Source organism: Streptomyces sp. NPDC047853, assembly GCF_043204535.1.
Classification (GTDB): domain Bacteria; phylum Actinomycetota; class Actinomycetes; order Streptomycetales; family Streptomycetaceae; genus Streptomyces.
Genome location: NZ_JBIDCI010000001.1, coordinates 411,914 through 427,642, shown reverse-complemented (window position 1 = coordinate 427,642; position 15,729 = coordinate 411,914). Strand labels below are relative to the sequence as shown.

Annotated in this window: 16 protein-coding genes; 9 read left to right on the top strand and 7 right to left on the bottom strand. The window is 73.0% G+C overall.

Going from position 1 to position 15,729, the window contains the following annotated elements:
- Positions 1–103 precede the first annotated feature (103 nt).
- Positions 104–3,307 (top strand): tetratricopeptide repeat protein, encoded by a 3,204-nt coding sequence (locus ACGF5T_RS02065; RefSeq protein ID WP_366766039.1) that lies wholly within the window; start codon positions 104–106, stop codon positions 3,305–3,307.
- A gap of 153 nt (positions 3,308–3,460) precedes the next feature.
- On the opposite strand, the gene ACGF5T_RS02060 is transcribed toward ACGF5T_RS02065, so the two are convergent.
- Complete coding sequence (locus ACGF5T_RS02060; protein WP_356604051.1) at positions 3,461–3,697, bottom strand: hypothetical protein; 237 nt, start codon at positions 3,695–3,697, stop codon at positions 3,461–3,463.
- Complete coding sequence (gene mca / locus ACGF5T_RS02055) at positions 3,690–4,571, bottom strand: mycothiol conjugate amidase Mca (RefSeq protein WP_356604049.1); 882 nt, start codon at positions 4,569–4,571, stop codon at positions 3,690–3,692. Before mca ends, ACGF5T_RS02060 begins: the two co-directional genes overlap by 8 nt.
- Positions 4,572–4,750: 179 nt before the next feature.
- Here mca and ACGF5T_RS02050 point away from each other — a divergent pair, with 179 nt between their 5' ends.
- Complete coding sequence (locus ACGF5T_RS02050) at positions 4,751–5,149, top strand: DUF4307 domain-containing protein (RefSeq protein WP_356604047.1); 399 nt, start codon at positions 4,751–4,753, stop codon at positions 5,147–5,149.
- 193 nt (positions 5,150–5,342) lie between these two features.
- Complete coding sequence (greA, locus tag ACGF5T_RS02045) at positions 5,343–5,840, top strand: transcription elongation factor GreA (protein WP_356604045.1); 498 nt, start codon at positions 5,343–5,345, stop codon at positions 5,838–5,840.
- An 85-nt stretch (positions 5,841–5,925) separates the two neighbouring features.
- On the opposite strand, the gene ACGF5T_RS02040 is transcribed toward greA, so the two are convergent.
- From ACGF5T_RS02040 to ilvA, 3 genes are all read right to left on the bottom strand, one after another.
- Complete coding sequence (locus ACGF5T_RS02040) at positions 5,926–6,786, bottom strand: ABC transporter permease (protein ID WP_366766038.1); 861 nt, start codon at positions 6,784–6,786, stop codon at positions 5,926–5,928.
- Positions 6,783–7,799, bottom strand: coding sequence for an ATP-binding cassette domain-containing protein (locus tag ACGF5T_RS02035; RefSeq protein WP_361017748.1), 1,017 nt, complete (start codon positions 7,797–7,799; stop codon positions 6,783–6,785). Before ACGF5T_RS02035 ends, ACGF5T_RS02040 begins: the two co-directional genes overlap by 4 nt.
- A 188-nt stretch (positions 7,800–7,987) precedes the next feature.
- Positions 7,988–9,217, bottom strand: a complete 1,230-nt coding sequence (ilvA, locus tag ACGF5T_RS02030) for a threonine ammonia-lyase (RefSeq protein WP_366766037.1) — start codon at positions 9,215–9,217, stop codon at positions 7,988–7,990.
- A gap of 162 nt (positions 9,218–9,379) precedes the next feature.
- Here ilvA and ACGF5T_RS02025 point away from each other — a divergent pair, with 162 nt between their 5' ends.
- The 3 genes from ACGF5T_RS02025 to ACGF5T_RS02015 all read left to right on the top strand — a co-directional run bounded on the left by ACGF5T_RS02025 (position 9,380) and on the right by ACGF5T_RS02015 (position 10,890).
- Complete coding sequence (locus tag ACGF5T_RS02025; RefSeq protein WP_366766167.1) at positions 9,380–9,886, top strand: MarR family transcriptional regulator; 507 nt, start codon at positions 9,380–9,382, stop codon at positions 9,884–9,886.
- A gap of 197 nt (positions 9,887–10,083) precedes the next feature.
- Complete coding sequence (locus tag ACGF5T_RS02020) at positions 10,084–10,593, top strand: sigma factor-like helix-turn-helix DNA-binding protein (RefSeq protein ID WP_366766035.1); 510 nt, start codon at positions 10,084–10,086, stop codon at positions 10,591–10,593.
- A gap of 39 nt (positions 10,594–10,632) precedes the next feature.
- Positions 10,633–10,890 (top strand): hypothetical protein, encoded by a 258-nt coding sequence (locus tag ACGF5T_RS02015; protein WP_356604037.1) that lies wholly within the window; start codon positions 10,633–10,635, stop codon positions 10,888–10,890.
- A gap of 19 nt (positions 10,891–10,909) precedes the next feature.
- Here the strand turns inward: ACGF5T_RS02015 and ACGF5T_RS02010 are convergent, their stop codons facing one another.
- On the bottom strand, positions 10,910–12,064 hold the full coding sequence (locus ACGF5T_RS02010; protein ID WP_361017675.1) for a cystathionine gamma-synthase: 1,155 nt from the start codon (positions 12,062–12,064) through the stop codon (positions 10,910–10,912).
- Between the two features lie 97 nt (positions 12,065–12,161).
- On the opposite strand from ACGF5T_RS02010, the gene ACGF5T_RS02005 reads away from it, so the two are divergent.
- On the top strand, positions 12,162–13,280 hold the full coding sequence (locus tag ACGF5T_RS02005) for a hypothetical protein (RefSeq protein WP_356604031.1): 1,119 nt from the start codon (positions 12,162–12,164) through the stop codon (positions 13,278–13,280).
- Positions 13,281–13,332: 52 nt separating this feature from the next.
- Here the strand turns inward: ACGF5T_RS02005 and msrA are convergent, their stop codons facing one another.
- A complete protein-coding gene (msrA, locus tag ACGF5T_RS02000) occupies positions 13,333–13,845 on the bottom strand; it encodes a peptide-methionine (S)-S-oxide reductase MsrA (RefSeq protein WP_356604029.1) in 513 nt (170 codons plus the stop codon).
- Positions 13,846–14,036: 191 nt separating this feature from the next.
- Here msrA and ACGF5T_RS01995 point away from each other — a divergent pair, with 191 nt between their 5' ends.
- Positions 14,037–14,705: a HEAT repeat domain-containing protein gene (locus ACGF5T_RS01995; protein WP_361017672.1), complete on the top strand. Its 669-nt coding sequence runs from the start codon at positions 14,037–14,039 to the stop codon at positions 14,703–14,705.
- 3 nt (positions 14,706–14,708) lie between these two features.
- Entirely contained in the window at positions 14,709–15,713 is a 1,005-nt protein-coding gene (locus tag ACGF5T_RS01990) for a MerR family transcriptional regulator (protein WP_361017670.1), read from the top strand.
- Positions 15,714–15,729: the final 16 nt, after the last annotated feature.

Below are 15,729 nucleotides of genomic sequence, written 5' to 3'. Positions count from 1 at the left end.
TCGGCATCCGGTGATCGTCGCCCCCTCGCGCTGCCCCCCGGTCCGAAGGACACTGGTGGATCAGGGAGTTGCCGACAGGGCTGCCGCCGGAGGGGGACGCGACATGCGGGACGGGCATCGGGTGGAGGCCGAGCGGTTGTTGCGGCAGGCCGTGGAGGAGGAGGTGCGGCGGTCGGGCGGTCGCTCGGACGGGAACGTGCTGCTGTCCCGGGCGCGCGGGTCGCTCGACGCGATGGCGGGGGCGGCGGCCGAGGAGTACGCGGCCTACACGCACGCCCTGGACGAGGCCGAGGCCGGACAGCTCACCTTCCGGCAGCGGTACGCCCGGGAGGGCGCCGGCACCCCTCTGCTGGTGGCCGGCGTGGCGGCGGTCGCCGCGGTGGTGGCCGACATGGCGCTCGGCACCGGCACCGGCACGGCGGTGGGCGCGGGCGTGGCCGTCGGCGTCGTGGGAGCCGCGGCGACCGTCGTCAAGGTGGTCGGCTCGCACGTGCCGGCCGCGCATCACCGCGCCGGGGCCGTCAGTCAGCCCGGCGGGCCCGAGCAGTTGCGGCTGCAGTGGCTGACGGCGCTGGAGGTGCGCGGCATCCGGCCCTTCCTGGACCAGCAGCGGATGCTGGCCGCGTCCACCGGGCCGAAGAAGGCGGGGCCGAAGCTGCGGGGTGCCGACAAGAGCGCCGCGGCGCGGGGACGCAGCGCGCTGGAGCAGTCGTTCGCGCAACTGCCGGAGCCCCGGGGCACCTTCGCCGGCCGGCGGCAGGAGATGGCGCGGTTGCGGCAGTGGGTGCAGGCGGCCCGGGCGAGCACGGAGACGAAGCCGACGGTGGTGGTGCTGCACGGGGCGCCCGGCAGCGGCCGGACGACGCTCGCCGTGCGCGCCGCGCACGAGCTGCGGGACTACTTCCGCGGGGCCTGCGTGGTGGACCTGCGCGGGGACGGTCCCGGGCCGGACGGTGAGTCGCCGCTGAGCACCCGGGACGCCCTGCTGCACCTGCTGAACCGGTTGGGGGCGCCCCGCGAGCAACTCCTGTTCCGGGAGCGGTCCTCGGCGGACCAGCAGGTCAAGCGGCTCAGCGAGCTGTACCACCAGCATCTGACCGGGGTGCCGGTGGCCGTCGTGCTGGACGACGCCAAGGACGCCGAGCAGGTGCGCGCGCTGGTGCCGGAGCGGTCGGACAGCCTGGTGCTGGTCACCGCGCGGGAGGCGCTGGAGCTGCCGGCCGACCTGCCCGCCCGGGCGTACCACCTGCCGGTGGAGGCGCTGGACGCGGCGGGTGCGGAGGAGTTGCTGGGGGCCGCCGCGCAGGACACCTCAGGCCCCTACGACGCCGAGTCGGCCGATCTGGTGCGGCAGTTGTGCGGTGGGCTGCCGCTCGCGCTGCGCATCGCGGGGTCGTCGCTGGGGCCGCGCTCGCCGCGCGCCCTGGCGACCGATCTGGGCGCGTACGGGCCGGTGGAGCCGGTCGAGCGGGTGTTGTGGCTGCGCTACACCGACCAGCCGGAGCCGGCCAGGCGGCTGCTGCGCCGGCTGGCGCTGGCGGGGCGCACCTCGCTCGGCAATCCGGCGGCGGCCGCGCTGCTGGCCACGGACGAGACGGAGGCGGCCCGGCAGTTGGACGCGCTGGCCCGGGCGGGTCTGATCGACCGTGTCCGCGGCAGCCGCTACCGGCTGCACGACTCGGTGCGCGCCTTCGCGCGGGCCCGGCTCGCCGACGAGGAGGAGCCGGGCGAGCGGGCGGCGGCGCAGGAGCGGCTGATCGCGAACTACGCCGAGCTGGCCGACTCGGTGCTGCGCCTGATCGACGGCAACGTGTCGACCCGCTCCGACCGGTTCGGGAGTCACGGCTTCACGTCCCTGGACGAGGCGTTGCGCTGGCTGGACGACGAGTCGAGCTTCATCACGGCGGCGCTGAGACACGCGGAGGGCGTGGACCAGCGCGCGGTGCTGAACCTGCTGGGCGCGCTGTGCGACTACTGCCTGCTGCGCGGCGACCTGTACCGGCTGGGTGAGATCAGCGAGCTGGCGCAGTCCGTGGACCAGGGGCTGCTGGTGCGCTCGGTGCAGTGGCGCACCGGTATCGCGGCCCGGCAGCTCGGCGAGCTGGACAAGGCGCGGACGACGCTGACCTCCGTGGTGGACCTGTACCGGGAGGCGCACCATGACGCGGGGGCGGCGCGTGCCCTGTGCTCGCTGGGCATCACGCTGCACCACCAGGGCAATCTGACCGAGGCGGCGGCGAAGCTGCGGGAGGCGCTGGACCTGCAGGCCCCGCCCGAGCTGGACACGGACCGGGCGTGGACGCTGCACGCATTGGCGGCGGTGCAGCGGGACCGGGCCCGGTTGGCGGAGGCGCTGGAGCTGCTGACCGAGTCGTTGGTGCTGCACCGGGCGGGTGAGTCGGTGCACGGGCAGGCCTGGGCCCACTTCCAGCTCGGTCAGCTCCGTCTGCGCATGGGGGACGTACCGCGCGCGGAGACGGATCTGCGGACGGCGCTGGAGCTGTACGGCCGCACCCAGGACGCCCGCGGTGAGGCCTGGGCGCTGACCCAGCTGGCGCGGACGCGGCTGGTGGACGGCGACGCGGCGGAGGCGCTGGACGAGCTGCGGCGGGCGGCGGCCCGGCACCGGGAGAACGAGGACGCGCGGGGCGAGGCGTGGACGGTGTACTACGTGGGCCAGGCGCTGGAGGAGACGGGCGCGCTGGACCAGTCGGTCCGTGAGCTGGAGCGTTCCCGCACGATGTTCTCCCGGATGCGGGACGTCTACGGTCTGGCCTGCGCCCGGCACCATTCGGCGCGGGTGACGCGGGACCAGCGCGCCGCCCGGACGGGGTCGCTGCGCAACTCCGGCTTCGCCCGTCAGCTCCTGGTCGACGCGCGCGCCGACTTCCAGCGCATCGGCGTCGGTCACGGGGAGGCGTGGACCTGTCTGGAGCTGGCGGTGGTGGACGCGGGCAACGCGCGTACGCCGCAGGCGCTGGCGCTGTGCGACGAGGCCGCGGCGCTCTTCGCGGCGTACGGCGACCGGCGGGGCGACGACTGGGCCCGCTTCCTGCGCTGCACCCTGCTGCCGTACGCCGCGCCGGGGGGCGTGGAGGTGGGTACGGCGGTGGCGCAGGAGGAGCTGGCCCAGTTGGCGCGGGCCGGCCACCCGGCTCGGGACGGGAAGCTGGACGACTACGTGGAGGCGTACCGGCTCCTCCTGGAGCGGGGCGTGCAGCTGGAGGACGGCTGGCAGGCCTGGCGGCTGGGCATGGTGCCCAGCCGCCAGGCCCGCGAGGTGATGGGGGTGGCAGTGCCGGTGTGACCGCGGGCGGTGCCGGCACCGGCTCGGCGGTGGCGGGTCGGTCCCCCGCCCGGGCCCGGGGGGACCCGGGCCGGGGTGGGAGCGCGCCTCACGCCGACGTCGGGCACTCCGCCCGCGTCGGGCACCCCGGCCGCGTCGGGCAGCGCCGCCGCGTCAGCCCTTCTGCGGCTCCGCCCGGCCGGAGGCCTCCGCCTCCGGGTCCGGTGCCTCCTTGAAGTCCACCTTGCCCATGTGGCGGCTCATGGACCGCATCAGGCCCCACACCGCCAGGGCCATCACCGCGAAGACGATGAAGCCGAGGACACCGGGGGTGACCTTGTCCTCGTCGAGTTCGGCGAGGGTGACGAGGTGCGTCATTGCCAGGCTTGCGCTTGCACTCATGTCAGGCATTGTCCCGGACGCCCGCGAAGAGGTCGTCCTCGGGGAGGGAAGTGTCCACGAGGGACTTGGCGAGCTCGTACTCCTCGGTGGGCCAGACCTCCTTCTGGATCTCCATCGGCACCCGGAACCAGCCCCCGTCGGGGTCGATCTGCGTGGCGTGCGCGATCAGCGCCTTGTCCCGGATCTCGAAGAAGTCGGCACACGGCACGTGCGTGGTGAGCGTGCGCTCCTTGCGCTCGAACTCCGACCAGCGCTTGAGCCAGTCCCCGTAGGGGGACTCCAGGCCGCGCTCCAGCAGCGCGTTGTGCAGCGCCTCGGTGCGGGGGCGGTTGAAACCCTGGTTGTAGTACACCTTCACCGGCTGGTACGCCGGTCCGTACTCCGCCTCCGGGTACTTCGCGGTGTCCGCCGCGCCCTCGAAGGCCACCATCGTGATCTTGTGGGTCATGATGTGGTCGGGGTGCGGGTAGCCGCCGTTCTCGTCGTAGGTGGTGATCACCTGGGGGCGGAAGGAGCGGATCTTGCGCACCAGTTCCCCGGCCGCCTTGTCGACGTCCTCCAGGGCGAAGCAGCCCTCCGGCAGGGGCGGCAGCGGGTCGCCCTCGGGCAGCCCGGAGTCGACGAAGCCGAGCCACTCCTGCTTGACGCCCAGGATCTCCCGGGCCTCGTCCATCTCCTTCTTGCGCACCTCATGGATGTGCTCCTCGATGTAGGCGTCCCCCTGGAGCTTGGGGTTGAGGATGGAGCCGCGCTCCCCGCCCGTGCAGGTCACCACCAGCACGTCCACCCCCTCGGACACGTACTTCGCCATGGTGGCCGCGCCCTTGCTCGACTCGTCGTCGGGGTGGGCGTGCACGGCCATCAGTCGCAGCTGGTCAGTCAAGACTCATTCCTCGGTCGGTCGGCGCCCGTGTAGGTCGGCGCAATCCAATGGGTGCCGCCCCGCGGGGGCGTCGTCGAGGGGCGGCGGTCGGGGGCGGGCGGGCGGCTTCTATAGTGACCGAATCGGGGGCGGAATAATTCCGGAGCCCGGCAGGTCCGGCTCCCGCCGAGAGGACGATCATGAGCACGGCGAGCACACGCACGCCCGAGAGCCGCTACGGCCGCTCCTCGGACGAACGGGCCGACCGCACCCTCAAGATCGTCGGCGCCGTGCTCGGCGTCGTCCTGCTCGCGGTGATCGGCTGGTTCGGTTACCACTACGTCGGCCAGAACAAGATCAGCGGTGAGCTGATCGGTTTCGAGCTCGCCGAGGACTCGGTGCAGGTGCACCTGGAGGTCCGCAAGGACGCCGGGGTGACCGGCTACTGCACCGTCCGCTCCCAGGCGGAGGACGGCGACGAGGTGGGCCGGGCCGACTTCCGCTTCGACGGGGACGACACGCGCATCGACCGGGTCGTCACGCTGCGGACGAAGGCCGCGGGCACGTCCGCCGAGCTGCTCGGCTGCCACGCGGGCTGACCGCGCAGACTGACTGCGCGAGGCCCGCCCGCACAAATACACCGCCACTGACCTGCGATGACAGGAATCTGGTGGCTTATGTCCTCCCCCTTTGGCCACTGAATTGTTAGGCTCGTGGTTTCGCCCTTCCGTGAAGGAACATCCTTCTGGGTAGGGCGTTGATTTGTATTCCCTGTACCAACGAGGAGCACCCGTGACCCAGACCAGCGAGAACGTCACCTGGCTGACCCAGGAGGCGTACAACAAGCTCAAGGAGGAGCTTGAATACCTTACTGGTCCCGCGCGCACCGAGATCTCTGCCAAGATCGCCGCCGCGCGTGAGGAGGGGGACCTGCGCGAGAACGGCGGGTACCACGCGGCGAAGGAGGAGCAGGGCAAGCAGGAGCTCCGTGTGCGCCAGCTGACCCAGCTGCTGGAGAGCGCCAAGGTGGGCGAGGCCCCGGCCGCGAACGGCTCGGTGGCCCCCGGCATGGTCGTCACGATCGCCTTCGACGGTGACGAGGACGACACGCTGACCTTCCTGCTCGCCTCGCGCGAGTACGCGAGCTCGGACATCGAGACCTACTCGCCGCAGTCCCCGCTGGGCTCGGGCGTCATCGGCCACAAGGTCGGCGATGACGCGCAGTACGAGCTGCCCAACGGCAAGCCGGCCTCCGTGAAGATCCTGAAGGCCGAGCCCTACAACGGCTGACCCGGCGGCCCGGCCGGTGTCCCCGGCCCGTCCGCGACGGCCCCCGGCGTCGGATGACGCCGGGGGCTTCGTCATGCGGACTTCGTCATGCGGAGGCCGACCGGTACTTGCGCACCGCCAGCGTCCGGAAGACCACGACGATCAGGACGGACCAGATCACCGAGGCCCAGACGGGATGCTGCATGGGCCAGGCGTCGGACTGCACGACACCCGGGTTGCCGAACAGTTCCCGGCAGGCCTGCACCGTGGCGCTGAAGGGGTTCCACTCGGCGATGTGCCGGAGCCAGGGGGTCATCTGGCTGGAGTCCACGAAGGCGTTCGAGACGAACGTCACCGGGAACAGCCAGATGATCCCTCCCGAGGTCGCCGCCTCCGGGGTGCGCACGGACAGGCCGATGAGCGCTCCGATCCAGGTGAAGGCGTAGCCCAGGAGGAGCAGCAGGGCGAAGCCGGCGAGGATGCGTACCGCGGTGGTCGGCTCGGCTGAGCCGGTGCGCCACCCCACGATCAGCGCGACGATCGCGAGCACGAGCAGGGTGATGGCGGTCTGCACGAGGTCGGCGACGGTGCGGCCGGTCAGCACCGCGCCGCGGGCCATGGGCAGGGAGCGGAAGCGGTCGACGAGCCCCTTCTGCATGTCGTCGGCGATACCGGCCGCGGATCCCGCGGTGGCGAAGGTGACGGTCTGCGCGAAGATGCCCGCCATCAGGAAGTCCTTGTAGACCTCCGGGTCGGTGGTGTTCCCGATGCGCATCGAGCCACCGAAGACGTACGTGAACAGGACCACGAACATCACCGGCTGGACGACCCCGAACAGGACCATCTCGGGGATCCTGGTCATCCGGATCAGGTTGCGGCGGGCGATGACCAGGGAGTCCCGGACGGACTGGCCGATCGGGTGGGTGGTCGCCGCGAGCTGCTCGGTGTCGGTGATGGCGGTACTCACTGGGCGGTCTCCTTCCGGTCCGCGTGGCCGGCGCCGGACGCCGGGCCCTGGTCGCCGTCCCCGGCGGTCCCGGTCTCGGCCACGTGGCCGGTGAGGGAGAGGAAGACGTCGTCGAGGGTGGGGCGGCGCAGGCCGATGTCGTCGATCTCGATGCCGCGGACGTCGAGTTCGCGGATGACCTCGGCGAGCAGCTTGGCGCCGCCGGTGACGGGGACGGTGAGCTTGCGGGTGTGGTCCTCGACGGTGGTGGGGCCCTTGCCGAAGCCGGCGAGCACCTCGGCCGCCGTCGACATGTGTGCCCGCTCGTGGACCACGACCTCGACGCGCTCGCCGCCGGTCCGGGCCTTGAGCTGGTCGGAGGTGCCGCGGGCGATGACGCGGCCGTGGTCGACGACCGCGATGTCGTGCGCGAGGTGGTCGGCCTCCTCCAGGTACTGCGTGGTCAGCAGCAGGGTGGTCCCGCCGGAGACGAGCTGTTTGATGACCTCCCACAGCTCCTGCCGGTTGCGCGGGTCGAGGCCGGTCGTCGGTTCGTCCATGAACATGACGGGTGGGGAGACGACCAGGGCCGCCGCGAGGTCGAGCCGGCGGCGCATGCCTCCCGAGTAGGTCTTCGTGGGGCGGTCGGCCGCGTCCGTGAGGTGGAACTGGTCGAGCAGCTCGCGGGCCCGGACCTTCGCGGCCTTGGCGCGCATCTGGTAGAGCTGGCCGACCATCTGCAGGTTCTCCCGGCCGGTCAGGTACTCGTCGACCGCGGCGAACTGGCCGGAGAGGCCGATCGAGCGCCGCACCTCGTTGGGGTGCCTGAGCACGTCGATGCCCGCGACGACCGCCTTGCCGCTGTCGGGGCGGAGCAGGGTGGTCAGGCAGCGCACGGCGGTCGTCTTGCCCGCGCCGTTCGGTCCGAGCAGACCGAGGACCGTCCCCTCGGGGACGTCCAGGTCGACGCCGTCCAGAGCCCTTACGTCACCGAAGGTCTTCACCAGGCCTTCGGCGTAGATGGCGCCCGGCATATGAGTCTCCACGTCGTCGGGGTCGTCGGGGTCGTCGGGGATTCTTCGCAAAGCCTAGGTTTGTACGGTTCGCCGCGCTCAGCGACCGAATTACGACCCACCATAACGCGATGTATCGCGTCCGACCAGGCTTGGGGACGAGCTGCCTCGAACGAGTGAACGCCGGGTCGAGGACGGTCGCCCGGGCGTCAGCCGATGACCGGGTAGCCCGCCTCGTGCAGCGCCCGGCCGACCTCGGCGCAGTGCTCCGGGCCCTTGGTCTCCAGATGCAGCTCGACCTCCGCCTCCGTGAGCCCGAGCCGCGGATCGGTCCGTACGTGACTCACGTCGAGGACGTTGGCGTCGACCACGGACAGCACCCCGAGAAGCGTGGCGAGCGCCCCCGGCCGGTCCGTCAGGCGCAGCCGGACCGCCAGGTAGCGGCCCTGGGCCGCCATGCCGTGCCGCAGCACGCCCTGCATCAGCACCGGGTCCACGTTCCCCCCGGACAGCACCGCCACCACGGGCCCCTCGAAGGCGTCCGGGGCGCTGAGCAGCGCCGCCACCGGACTCGCCCCGGCCGGCTCCACGACCAGTTTGGCCCGCTCCAGGCAGAGCAGCAGAGCAGTGGACAACTCGTCCTCGGAGACCGTACGGACCTCGTCCACCAGGTCGCCGACGATCCCGAACGGCACGTCGCCGGGCCGCCCCACCTTGATGCCGTCGGCCATCGTCACCGGATGCTCGACGGCCACCGGCCGCCCGGCGGCCAGGGACGGCGGGTACGCCGCCGCGCCCTCGGCCTGCACGCCCACGATCCGCACGTCCGGCCGCAGCGCCTTCACCGCGACCGCGATCCCGGCCGCCAGACCTCCCCCGCCGATGCCGACCACGACCGTCCGCACCTCGGGGCACTGCTCCAGCACCTCCAGCCCGACGGTGCCCTGGCCCGCGATGACGTCCGGATGGTCGAAGGGGTGGATGAACACCGCGCCGGTGTGCTCCGCGTACTCCTGCGCGGCGGCCAGCGTCTCGTCGACGACCTGGCCGTGCAGCCGCACCTCGGCGCCGTACTCCCGGGTCGCGCTGATCTTCGGCAGCGGGGCGCCCTCCGGCATGAACACCGTGGCACGCACTCCGAGCAGCGAGGAGGCCAGGGCCACGCCCTGCGCGTGGTTGCCCGCGCTCGCCGCGACCACTCCGGCGGCCCGCTGCTCGGGCAGCAGCCCGGCGATCCTGACGTAGGCGCCGCGCAGTTTGAAGGAGCCCGTCCGCTGGAGGTTCTCGCACTTGAGGTGGACGGGCGCGCCGACCAGCTGGGACAGGTGCCTGCTGCCCTCCATCGCCGTCACCCGCGCCACGCCCGAGAGCATCTTCTGTGCCCCGCGCACGTCGTCGAGGGTGACGGGTCCGACGAGGGCGGCCGTGCTGTAGCTCATACCTCCAGCATCGCAGTCCACGGGCGCCGGAGACCGTTGTGACCAACCTCCGAGACCCGCTTTGCCCAGCGCCGGTACGCCTCGCCGCCCGGCCGCGTACCCTGTCCCCCAATTAGCAGCCCTCCACGAAGTGAGCCCCCGGCCATGCCCACAACACCTGAAATGTCGATGGACATGACGACCGCCGGTGACACCGGTCTTCTCGAGACGCTCCAGCACGAGGTGGCGCTCTTCGCCCGACGTGCCGAACAGACCCGGCTCGGCGGGGTCGGCCAGGTGCGCAACTCCATGGACCGCGCCGCCTACCTGCTGCTCAACCGCCTCGACAAAGAGGGCCCGATGGGCGTCAAGGCGCTCGCCGCGAGCATGGGGATCGACTCCTCGACGGTCACCCGGCAGGTGGCCCCGCTCGTCGACACCGGGCTCGTCAAGCGGACCTCGCACCCCGAGGACGGGCGCGCGGTGGTGCTCCAGCTCTCCCCGCGCGGTGAGTCGCGGCTGGAGGAGGTCCGGTCCTCCCGGCGCCTGCTCATGGCCGAACTGACCCACGACTGGGCTCCCGAGGAGCGCGAGGCGTTCTGCACGCTCCTGACGCGCTTCAACGGCGCCCTGTCCGCCCGTATGGCCCCGACGGGCGCGGCGGGCCAGGAGGCGCCGATGGCCTCCTGAGCCGCCGTCCACCGGCCTTCATCCGCTTCCACCCGCCCGTAGCCGCCACCAACGGCCCTCATCCGCTCCCACCGGTCCGCAGCGCCTTTCCCGGACCGTTCGTACCGGACCCTTGACCGGTGTGCCGCCCCTGGCCTGATATGAGACCCAGGGGGTCGTCGTACGGGACTCGGAGCCGCCCCCGGGCGGGAGGCGCGGTGCGAGAACGGCAGGCCTCGCAGGGTGCCCGCCGGGCCCGGGAGTTCGAGGCGTTCGTCGCGGGCGCGGCGGGACGGCTGCTGCATGCCGCCACCCTGCTCACGGCCGAGCCGCCGGCCGACAACCCGCGCGCGCGGCGCCTGCTGGCGCTCTCCCTCGCGCACACGTACGCGTACTGGGACCGGCCGCGCGGCGAGGACCCCTACGACCGGGCCCGCCAGTACCTGGCCGGCCGCTTCGCCCACGAACTCCGGCACCGGTACGGCGGCGGCCTCGGCCGGAAGCGCAGGCCGCCCGCGGGCCCGCTGAGCGGCCTCGCCCCGCAGGAGCGCCTGATCCTGGTGCTCAGGCTCTACGAAGGCGTCGCCGAGGAACAGGCGGCCGCCCTGCTGGGCCTGCCGGTGGATCGCGTCCGGACCATCTGCGACCGCGCGACGGCCACGCTGCTGCACCCGCCCGCCGCACCGGCCCGCCCGGTGCCGGCGGAAGCGAAGGCGGCGACGCCGTGACGGGCAGCGCGCGCGTCGGAGGAACATCGGGAGGCGCCCGTGAACCGCCCGCAGCGTGAGGCCGCGGCGCGGCGGATCATGGAGCAGTCGCCCCCGCGGGTGCCGCCGGGACTGCACGCGGACGCCGTGCGCCGGGGCGGGCGGATGCTGCGGCGCAGGACCGCCGTCCGTCGTCTGCTGTGGCTGGTGCTGTGCGCGGCCGCCGTGGCGTTCGCGGTGTGGGCGCTGACCGTCCGGCCCTGGGTGGAGCCGCCGTCGGAGACGACCCCACCCGTGACGGGCTGGGAGGGCTGGTGAGCCCGCTGGGGGCGACGGCCTAGCCGAGCGCCTGCTGGAGGTCGGCGAGCAGGTCGTCGACGTTCTCGATACCGACGGACAGGCGCACCAGGTCGCCGGGGACCTCCAGGGCCGAGCCGGCCGCCGAGGCGTGCGTCATCCGGCCCGGGTGCTCGATCAGCGACTCGACACCGCCCAGGGACTCGCCCAGCGTGAACACCTGCGCGCGGTTGCACACCTCGACGGCCGCCTCCTCGCCGCCCTCGACGCGGAAGGACACCATGCCGCCGAAGGCCTTCATCTGCTTGGCGGCGACCTCGTGGCCCGGGTGCTCCGGCAGTCCCGGGTACAGCACGCTCGACACGCGCGCGTGCCGGCTGAGCATGTCGGCGACCTTGGCGGCGTTCTCGCTGTGCCGGTCCATGCGGACCGCGAGCGTCTTGGTGCCGCGCAGGACCAGCCAGGAGTCGAAGGGCCCGGCGACCGCGCCCATCGCGTTCTGGTGGAACGCCAGCTCCTCCCCCAGCTCCTGGTCGCCCACGATCAGCGCACCGCCGACGACGTCGGAGTGGCCGCCCATGTACTTGGTCAGGGAGTGCACGACGACGTCCGCGCCGAGCGCCAGCGGCTGCTGGAGGTACGGCGTGGCGAAGGTGTTGTCGACGACCAGCCGGGCGCCGGCGTCGCGGGCGACCTGGGCGACGGCGGCGATGTCGGTGATGCCGAGCAGCGGGTTGGAGGGCGTCTCCACCCACACGGCCTTGGTCTTCGGGGTGAGGGCGGCCCGCACGGCGGCGGGGTCGCTCGTGTCGGCCACCGACCATTCCACGCCCCACCGGGTGGCGACCTTGGCGAAGAGCCGGAACGTGCCGCCGTAGGCGTCGTTCGGGATGACCACGTGGTCGCCGGGACGCAGCAGCGTACGCAACAGGCAGTCCTCGGCCGCCAGTCCGGACGCGAAGGCGAGGCCGCGACGGCCGCCCTCCAGGGCGGCGAGGTTCTCCTCCAGGGCCGTGCGGGTCGGGTTGGCGCTGCGGCTGTACTCGTAGCCGCCGCGCAGCCCGCCGACGCCGTCCTGCTTGTACGTCGACACCTGGTAGATCGGCGGGACGACCGCGCCGGTCTGCGGATCGGCGGTGTTGCCCGCGTGGATCGCGAGCGTCTCGAAGTGCTGACTGATGTGCCTGTCGCTCATGGGCACCGAGGGTAGCGGCGCGGACGCCTCCGCGCGTTTTCCACAGGGTCGGGGCGCAGGTTGGCCAATTGTCGGCGCCGTCTGGTTCGCTTGAGACATGGAGATTCTCTGGGTGCTGATAGCGCTGGTCATGCTGGGCTTCGTGCTGCTCCAAATCTCGCGGCGCCGGCGGAGCGCGGTCGGCCTGGTGCCCCCCGGCCACCCGGACGCGGCGGACCCCGCGAACTACGGCTTCGCCCGCGAGGAGGAGCTGGACATCCGCATGCCCGGCCCCGACCACGACCTGCTGGACGTCCTGGACCTGGTGCAGCGCACGCAGGACTACCGGGGGGCGCAGCAGCTCCTGGCCGGTACGGAGGCCGAGGGCGAGCGGCGCTGGCAGCGGGTGCAGGCCTTCGCGGGTGCCGCGTCCCTGGAGCTGTCGCGGCGGCCGGGCGGTGTCGGTGAGGCACCGGGCGGCCAGTGGCTGCGGGTGTGGCGGGCGGAGGTCCCGAAGGACGCGGGCGGCGCGGCCGTGCACGCGGAGTTCCTGGTGCAGCAGGCGTGGCGGACGGCGACGCCCGGTACGGACGACTTCCGGATCATCATGGAGGAGGCCAGGGCGGCCTGCTCGGAGGCGGCGCTGCTCGCCCCCGGCGACCCGATCCCGTACATCGTGGAGCTGTCGGTGGCCCGCGGCCTCGGCTATCCGCGCGAGGAGTTCGAGCAGCTCTGGCTGAAGATCCTCGACCGCGCTCCGAACCACATGGGGGCGCACCTGGCCGCCCTGCACTACTGGTGCGAGAAGTGGCACGGCTCCCGGGAGCTGGCGTACTCCTTCGCGGAGGCCGCCGCGGCCCGCGCGCCGCAGGGCTCACTCCTCGCGGCGATGCCCCTGTTCGCGGTCTTCGAGCACCTGCCCGAGGTCAATCTGGTCAGCGGTTTCTACCAGAGCGAGGTCGTCACCAAGGCGGTCCACGGCGCCCTGCACGCGGTGCACTCGGCCCGCCCCGACGACCCGATGCAGGCGCACGTCCGCCATCTGCTGGTGTTCTTCCTGGTCCGCGGCGAGCGCTGGGCCGAGGCCATGAACCAGATAGTCGTCATCGACGGCCACGTCGGCGCCCTCCCCTGGACCCTGTCACCCGATCCGGCCGGGGAGTTCGCGGTCTACCGCGCGATGGCGGTGGCGGGCTACGAGGCGAACGGCGGCAGCCCGGCGACGCTCCCCCACTGAGGGCGCGCCGGCGGGCGGCCCCCGGAGGAGCGCCCGCCGGGCCGCCCGGCGGTCAGCCCTCGGCGCGGGCGGGCAGCCGCCATCCCGGGCGCGGGAAGTGGCAGGTGTACCCCTCGGGGTAGCGCTGCAGGTAGTCCTGGTGCTCGGGCTCGGCCTCCCAGAAGGGACCGACCGGCTCCACCTCGGTGACGACCTTGCCGGGCCACAGGCCGGAAGCGTCCACGTCCGCGATCGTGTCCTCGGCGATCCGCTTCTGCTCGTCGTCCACGTAGTAGATCGCCGAGCGGTAGCTGAGACCGATGTCGTTGCCCTGGCGGTTCTTCGTGCTCGGGTCGTGGATCTGGAAGAAGAACTCCAGGAGCGCGCGGTAGTCGGTCCGCTCGGGGTCGTAGAGGATCTCGATGGCCTCCGCGTGCGTGCCGTGGTCGCGGTACGTCGCGTTCGGAACGTCGCCGCCGGTGTAGCCGACCCGGGTCGCGGTCACGCCCGGAAGCCGGCGGATCAGCTCTTCCATGCCCCAGAAGCATCCGCCCGCGAGTACGGCCCTCTGTGTCTGCGCAGCCATTGCGGCCCTCCCATTCCTGTCAGCCGGGTCACTCGGGTTGCACAGCACACGCCCGCATCCCGTCCGACCTGTGTCAACACGGGAGGGCTCCGCGTGATTCCGCACCCGTCCGCCGGTGGGGGGCCGCGCGGCGGGGTTGACCTTGACACGGTGACAAGGCCTTCACTGTCCGCCAGGAGGTGGTTCTCCCCATGACCACGACACCGGCCCCGGACGCGCCCCGCGCGCTGCGGGCCCTGGCGGACGACAGTCCGTCCGTACGGCTGCGGGCGGCGCTGGCCGTCGGCACGACCCCGGACCCGCGATGCGTCGGCACGCTGGTCGAGCGCTGCGCCGTCGAGCCCGAGTTCTTCGTCCGCGACATGCTGACCTGGGCGCTCACCCGGCATCCGGTGTCCTCGACGCTTCCCCTGCTGCTCCGGGAGGTGGAGTCCGAGCGGGCGCAGGCCCGGAGCCAGGCGCTGCACACCCTGTCCAAGATCGGGGACCGGCGGGCGTGGCCGGCGATCACCGGCGCCCTCCTGTCCGACGCCGACGACGAAGTGGCCCGGAGCGCCTGGCGGGCGGCCGTCGTGCTCGTCCCGGAGGGCGAGGAGGCCGCCCTGGCGTCGGCGCTGGCGACGCAGCTCGGGCGCGGCGAGCGGGACACACAGCGGAGTCTCAGCCGGGCGCTGGTTGCGCTGGGCGACGTCGTGCCGCCGGCGCTGCGGGCCGCGGCGGCGGCCCCGGACGAAGGCGTCCGGGCGCACGCGCTCGCCACGGAGCGGCTGCTGCGCGACCCGGACACCGCCTTCGAGGCGGCGATCGAGGAGGCGAAGCGCCTGGTGGCCCTCGGCGGCTCCGGCCAGGAGGGACGATAGGAGGTGTTGATCGGTGAGGTGGCGCGGCGGTCCGGGGTCAGTGCCCGCATGCTCAGGCACTACGAGTCGCTGGGCCTGCTACGGCCCTCGGGTCGTACCGGCTCCGGCTACCGGGAGTACGCCGCCGAGGACATCCGGCGGATCTTCCACATCGAGAGCCTGCGGTCGCTGGGGCTGTCGCTGCGGGAGATCGGGCGAGCGCTCGACGATCCGGGTTTCGCGCCCTCGGCGCTCGTCGACGACCTCATCCGCCAGACCCGTGAACGCATCGCGGCCGAGACCGAACTGCTGACGCGGCTCAGCCGGATCGGAGCCGTGGGGCCCGCCGACTGGGAGGACGTGCTCCAGGCCGTCTCGGTCCTCCAGGCCCTGGGGTCGAAGAGCGCCGCCGCGCGCCAGCGTGCAGCCCTCTCCTCGGTCGACGAGGTGCCGGTGCCGGTGGAGGCCCTGGTCGAGGCGGTGCTGAGCGAGACGGACACGAATGTCGCTGGCGCCCTGCGGTGGGCGCTGGCCCGGTCGGGCGGCGCCGGCACGGCGCTGCTGGCGGAAGGCCTCGCCTCCCCGGCGGCCGCGGTGCGGGAACGCGCCGTCCAGTGCCTCGCCGAGCTGCCCGGTGAGGGGGCCACCGTCCGGCTGCGGGAGGCCCTCGCGCACCCGGACGTGGTGGTCCGCGGCCATGCTGCTCTGGCGCTCGGGACGCGGGGGGTGGCCGATGCCGTGCCCACGCTCACCGACATGGTCGTGGAGGGGCGGAACGACACGGACGCGGCCGACGCGCTGAGCATGCTGGCCGGCGACGACGCGACGGCGGAGCGGATCGCGGGCGGGCTCGTCGAGCGCCTCGCCGACGACGCCACCGAAGCGCCCGGCCGCGTACGGCTGACCCAGGCGCTGGCGGACATCCCGGGCCCGACGGCCTCACGCACCCTCGCGGAACTCGTCCACGACGACGACCGTGCCGTAGCGGTGACCGCGACATACCTCGTCCGGCTGCGCGAGGGGCGGTGACCGCCTCGAACCCCGT

Excerpts from the sequence above, each read along its gene's own strand:
- ilvA (WP_366766037.1), bottom strand. The coding sequence starts at position 9,217 with ATGAGCTACAGCACGGCCGCCCTCGTCGGACCCGTCACCCTCGACGAC.
- ACGF5T_RS02010 (WP_361017675.1), bottom strand. The coding sequence starts at position 12,064 with ATGAGCGACAGGCACATCAGTCAGCACTTCGAGACGCTCGCGATCCAC.
- msrA (WP_356604029.1), bottom strand. The coding sequence starts at position 13,845 with ATGGCTGCGCAGACACAGAGGGCCGTACTCGCGGGCGGATGCTTCTGG.
- ACGF5T_RS01995 (WP_361017672.1), top strand. The coding sequence starts at position 14,037 with ATGACCACGACACCGGCCCCGGACGCGCCCCGCGCGCTGCGGGCCCTG.
- ACGF5T_RS02035 (WP_361017748.1), bottom strand. The coding sequence starts at position 7,799 with ATGCCGGGCGCCATCTACGCCGAAGGCCTGGTGAAGACCTTCGGTGAC.
- ACGF5T_RS02025 (WP_366766167.1), top strand. The coding sequence starts at position 9,380 with ATGTCGATGGACATGACGACCGCCGGTGACACCGGTCTTCTCGAGACG.
- ACGF5T_RS02005 (WP_356604031.1), top strand. The coding sequence starts at position 12,162 with ATGGAGATTCTCTGGGTGCTGATAGCGCTGGTCATGCTGGGCTTCGTG.
- ACGF5T_RS02050 (WP_356604047.1), top strand. The coding sequence starts at position 4,751 with ATGAGCACGGCGAGCACACGCACGCCCGAGAGCCGCTACGGCCGCTCC.
- ACGF5T_RS02065 (WP_366766039.1), top strand. The coding sequence starts at position 104 with ATGCGGGACGGGCATCGGGTGGAGGCCGAGCGGTTGTTGCGGCAGGCC.
- ACGF5T_RS02060 (WP_356604051.1), bottom strand. The coding sequence starts at position 3,697 with ATGCCTGACATGAGTGCAAGCGCAAGCCTGGCAATGACGCACCTCGTC.